This window comes from Companilactobacillus bobalius (genome assembly GCF_009764355.1).
The window spans coordinates 1-5,369 of the sequence record NZ_LNUA01000062.1; the positions used below are offsets into that span (position 1 = coordinate 1).

The window sequence follows — 5,369 nt, forward strand, 5'->3', positions numbered from 1 at the left end:
ATTGCGCTCGAGAAATATTGCTTGGATAATCTGGCATGACAAACTCCTCAGTCGGTTTTCCACAATTCTACCAGATTCAGCAGATACTAGACAGGTTCTTAGACGTACTTGGGGCCATCATTGGGATTTGTATTTTAACGTGGGTTCAAATTCCTAACAATGAAAAAATTGATCAGCCAATGCATGTGCTCCACAACACCCGCTTGGGGATCAAACAACTTACGAACAACAAGGGCTTGTGGTACATTACGTTGATCGGCGCCGTCTTCACACTAACCTACATGCCTGCTGCCAGCATGTATCCACTCATGACCATGAAATACTTTCAGGGAACCGTTAGTCAGGCTGGCTTAATTGAAGCCATTTATTCAACTGGCATGCTAATCGGCGGCACTATCATTGGCCTCTTTGGTAAGTGGCAGGACCGGATGAAGCCCGTAATCATCGCGTTTTTCCTGGTTGGCATTCCAACCGGTATTAGCGGCATTTTGCCAAGTAACCAAACCGGATTTTTATGGTTCGCAGCTTTAAACATCATTGAAGGAATTGCGACCCCATTTTTTACAACGCTTTTAATGGCAATGATTCAACAAAGTTATCCAGCAGAAGAGTTAGGGCGGATTCTAGGCGTTTTGAATTCTTTGTTGAATCTAGGTGAACCAATTGGCTTAATTTTTGCCGGTCCCCTAGCTGATGTGATTGGCATTGAACGCCTATTTGTGATTGCAGGAATCGGTGCTGCCATTTGCGGGGTGGTCGCGGTGTTAATGCCAATTACCAGGCAATATGACATTAGGCTGCATCAAAAATTGGCGAAATTAACTGAGCAACCAGATAAGTAATTAACATGATGATCAAAAAGAGGAGAAAGACCAGACTACCAGCTGATCTTTCTCCTCTTTTTGTCATCACTTAATTACACGTTTTTAATCTTTTCACCAGTCAATCCCATCGCATTAATTGCCACGATAATTGTCGACATCGCCATGACCACAGCACCAACGGCTGGGTCTAGAATGATTCCAATAAATGACAACACACCGGCAGCGAGTGGAATTGCGACAATATTGTAGCCTGCTCCCCACCAGAGATTTTGAACCATTTTCCGATTTGTGATTTTAGCCAAATCAAGAAAATGTAAAATATCGCTGGGTTCTGATTTAACCAACACAACATCAGCGGAATCAATGGCAACATCGGTTCCGGCACCAATTGCAATTCCAATATCGGCCGCGGCAAGACTTGGTGCGTCATTTACGCCGTCACCAACCATGATGACGTGATTGCCCTTTGCTTGATAATCAGCAATAATCTTTTGCTTATCATCTGGTAATAGGCCTGCATGGAATTCAGTCAATCCTAGTAAGTTAGCAACGTGTTCCGCGGCTTTTGGATTATCGCCAGTGAGCATTACGGGGGTAATTCCTCGCCTCTGAAGACCACTAATTAATTCCTTAGCACCCGCTTTGATGGTGTCGCCTTCAGCAACCATTCCTTGAACTTGGGTGCCCTGCAATAGGAAGCTGACGGAATTACCCTTAGCAGCCCATTTATCAGCAGCGGCCTCGTCAAACCTGATCCCTTGCTTCGTTAAATAGTTACCATTAACAATCGTATAGTCAGTGCCATCAACATTACCGGAAATACCAACGCCCGGAATATTTTGAGACTTTTCAGCCGCAACGACTTCAATGTCCTTCGCTTGGGCTTCAGTAATGATTGCTTGGGCCAGCGGATGAGTCGAATTATTTTCAAGGGCGGCCAGTCGGCTTAATAACGTTGTTTCGTCAATCCCATCATTTGGAATCAATGCATTCACCGTAAATTTACCTTCTGTTAACGTGCCAGTTTTATCCAAGAGAACGTGGCTAACATGTTGACTTGCTTCAATGGCTTGGCGATTTCGAACTAATAGCCCATTTTGAGCGCCAATCGTAGTAGAACGAGAAACCACTAATGGAATCGCTAATCCTAATGCATGCGGGCAAGCAATCACGAAGACGGTCACCATGATCGTCATTGCAGTCGCCAATCCCTGGGGTAACCAGGCAAAGAAAGCAATAATCCCAACACCAAATGCCGCGTAAAATAGATACTTGGCAACTAAATCAGCTTTATCTTCTGCTTTAGATTTAGTTTGCTGGGCATTTTGAACCATTTTCATTACTTGAGAAAGATAGCCGGAGTCACCAGTACCACTAATTTTAACCGTTAGCGTCCCGTTATTGTTGGTTGCACCACCAATGACCTTATCGCCAACGTTCTTGGTAACGGCAGCAGATTCACCGGTTACCAGTGCTTCATTCACGGTCGACTCCCCAGCCGTAATAACACCATCGGCTGGAATACTCTCACCTGAACGCACTTGGAAAGCTTGACCAACTTTTAAATCAGATACTGGCACTTCTTTTGTTTCACCATTATCTGTAACTAGATGGGCCGTCTTAGGCAACAGGGCCGCCATCTTTTGTAAGGCATCCCCAGCCCCCATCAATGCATTCATTTCAATCCAGTGTCCTAGAAGCATAATTAAAATCAGGGTTGCAAGTTCGAACGAAAAATCCATTACATGATTTGCCGGGTTCAAGAAGTTGTTGGCAATAAATGCGTACAAACTGTAGAAATACGAAACGGAAATTCCAAGGGTTACTAGCGTCATCATTTCAGGAGATTTATCCTGAATTTCCGCTTTAGCCCCCTTTAAAAATGGCATTCCGCCATAAAAGTAAAGTGCTGTATCAAACAAAACGATGATAATGCCAACAATTAGCGGTGAACTGAAACTAAGGATGGAAACGTTTAAACCCATGATTGGTGCTAACAGTAAAACTGGAATCGCTAAGACAACGGAGACCCAAAATTTAACTTTCAAATTCCCCATATGCATCATTGAGCCACCGTGCATCATCATGTCGGTCCCAGCCATATCCATATCACCGTGATTCATCCCACTCATATTCATAGTTTCGTGATTCATATTCATTTGGCTGTGATCCATGTTCATTTGATTATGATCCGTTTCGGTCATATCGTGATCCATTTTCATGTCATCATGATCCATATGACTCATATTTGATTCATTATTTTCCATATTCTTAGCACTCATGTTTTTCATGTTCATCTGGTCCTCTTTATTTGCCATGATTATCGACCCCCCCTAAAAATAAGTGTGCGTAGCAAAGCGGTTAGAAGCCGGAATATAAGTTCCTTGTATGGAAATCCCCGGGCTCGGGATTTTTCCACCAGGTTCTTATATTTAGGCTTCTGCTTTGCGGAGCACCATGCCACTATATGAATGAGAATTACGACAAAAATTCATAAGTTTCCGCCATCAGAAATCCCAGATTCTGGATTTTTGTGCAGCAATCCTAAAAGTAAACAGAACACCACAGTCTTAACACGTTTGATCACCTGGCAAGCAGTTACACTGAACTTCCTCGGGCGCTGTTTTGGCCTTTTCAGCTAGAATCGCCTGTAAGTTCGCAATATCCGCCCGTGAGAGTTCCCTTGACTGAATAACGCCGGCAATTGTTGAACCAGCCCGCATCGCACACATATGGTCAAACAAATCATCTGCCGCTGCCGCCATTGATTCCTTCTCGCCAACAACCGGCTTATACGTGAATGGTCGACTGCCGCCATGCTGCGCAACCGCCTGTTTTTGAATCAACCTGTGAAGTAGCGTTTTGGTTGTTGAAGCTGACCAGCCTTCTAATTCGTTCATAGCATCGATTAGTTCACGACTAGTCGCATGTCCCATTGTCCAAATTGCTCTCATAACCATCCATTCAGAATCGGTGATGGTTACATTCTTTGCATCCTTCAATTGGCTTCCTCCATTAATTGAATTCTAAGTTTACGTTTGCAGCCTCTTAACACTTATTAGTTTACAACTGTAGTCACAATAATGCAACCTTTCTGCCAGAAAATACCATGACATTAAAAAAACGCCTAGATAATATTCCAGGCGTGGTTTGATACGATATGTTAAATTAATGATCTGGGAATTTTTGGTTTTCTTGTTAGTATGGTGAAATGCCTCTTAGAACCTGTCTAGTATCTGCTGAATCTGGTAGAATTGTGGAAAACCGACTGAGGAGTTTGTCATGCCAGATTATCCAAGCAATATTTCTCGAGCGCAATTTGCGTTAATACAACCTGATTTAGAAAACTTCCGCAAGCATACAAGACCGCGTCGTTATGATCTTTATGACGTATTCAATGCCATCCTTTACTCGCTTACTACAGGGTGTCAATGGCGTGAATTACCGCACGATTTCCCGGAATGGCACACTGTCTACCACTATTACGATATGTGGCGAGATAAACCAGACCCGACAGCCGATTCACTATTAGAAAGTCTTTTAAAAAAACTGTTGCTTACTATCGCTTTGCACAGGGCCGATCGGCCCGAACGTCGTTTGTGATTGTTGATGCTCAAAGTGTTAAAACCACTGATTTAACGAAAAATAGTGGCTACGATGGCGGCAAAAAGATTTCAGGGATTAAGCGTCATATGGCGGTTGATATTAATGGTTTACCACAAGCCGTTCTCGTGACACGAGCTAATGTATCAGATCGTTCAGGTGCATTGGCTATGTTTATTAGTTTGGCTAGCCAAAATTTATAGCTGGTTCAGCATGTCATGGTTGATGGTGGCTACACTGGCAATGACTTTGCGGATCAGGTGAAGCTCATTTTGAATGCTAAGACGACGGTAGTTAAACGCAACGAGTTGCATATGTTCACGGTGTTACCGCAACGATGGATCGTTGAACGTTCATGGAGTTGGCTAGACAAATGTCGGCGACTTTGGAAAAACTGTGAACGTGCCCTTAACAGCAGTCTTCAAATGGTTGTATTGGCCTTCCTGAAGATAGTTCTTAAAAGATACTAGACAGGTTCTTAGTAGCTAGTTTAAATTCGTGAGCAATCATTCCTGGTGACCAGCTTAGACGTAAATGGTTGAGAATTTTTTGCTTTAACTCATCGCTCAGCTTAGTTTTCCGACCACATCGTGATCGCTTGTATTCGGCATCTGTTTGTGCTAATTCAGCCTGATAAGGTTGACATCGAGATAATTCATAAGAAATTGTTGACGGTGATCGGTTCAGCCGAACGCCCATTTGGATATTGGACAGCCCTAGTTCACAAAAGGTTTCGATTTTAATTCGTTCGGAATAGGTTATACTAGACAAAAGATCAGCTCCTAAAAGATGGGTTTGTGGTAAACACCATTTTAAAGGAAGCTGATCTTTTTTGTCCGAACAGCGTTCGGATTAATTTTACAATCTACCGTTTTGATAGGTTTGATTTGCGATGCTGGTCAGCGTTTTATCAAGGTAACTGCCCAGATTGTATGCAGGAAT

General features: G+C 43.1%; 2 protein-coding genes and 3 pseudogenes. 2 read left to right on the forward strand and 3 right to left on the reverse strand.

The annotated features are described in order from the left end of the window. Positions 1-98 precede the first annotated feature (98 nt). Positions 99-842: pseudogene (locus ATN92_RS14655) on the forward strand (MFS transporter); the annotation flags it as partial. Positions 843-916: 74 nt separating this feature from the next. Here the strand turns inward: ATN92_RS14655 and ATN92_RS14660 are convergent. Beyond that, positions 917-3,142, reverse strand: coding sequence for a heavy metal translocating P-type ATPase (locus tag ATN92_RS14660; RefSeq protein WP_056950763.1), 2,226 nt, complete (start codon positions 3,140-3,142; stop codon positions 917-919). Between the two features lie 252 nt (positions 3,143-3,394). Next, the gene (locus ATN92_RS14665) at positions 3,395-3,826 is read right to left on the reverse strand and encodes a CopY/TcrY family copper transport repressor (protein WP_002816262.1); all 432 of its coding nucleotides are present in this window, start codon (positions 3,824-3,826) and stop codon (positions 3,395-3,397) included. 280 nt (positions 3,827-4,106) lie between these two features. Here ATN92_RS14665 and ATN92_RS14670 point away from each other — a divergent pair. Continuing rightward, positions 4,107-4,897: pseudogene (locus tag ATN92_RS14670) on the forward strand (IS5 family transposase). A gap of 1 nt (position 4,898) precedes the next feature. On the opposite strand, the pseudogene ATN92_RS14675 reads toward ATN92_RS14670, so the two are convergent. Beyond that, positions 4,899-5,198 (reverse strand): annotated as a pseudogene (locus ATN92_RS14675) (transposase); the annotation flags it as partial. Positions 5,199-5,369 lie beyond the last annotated feature (171 nt).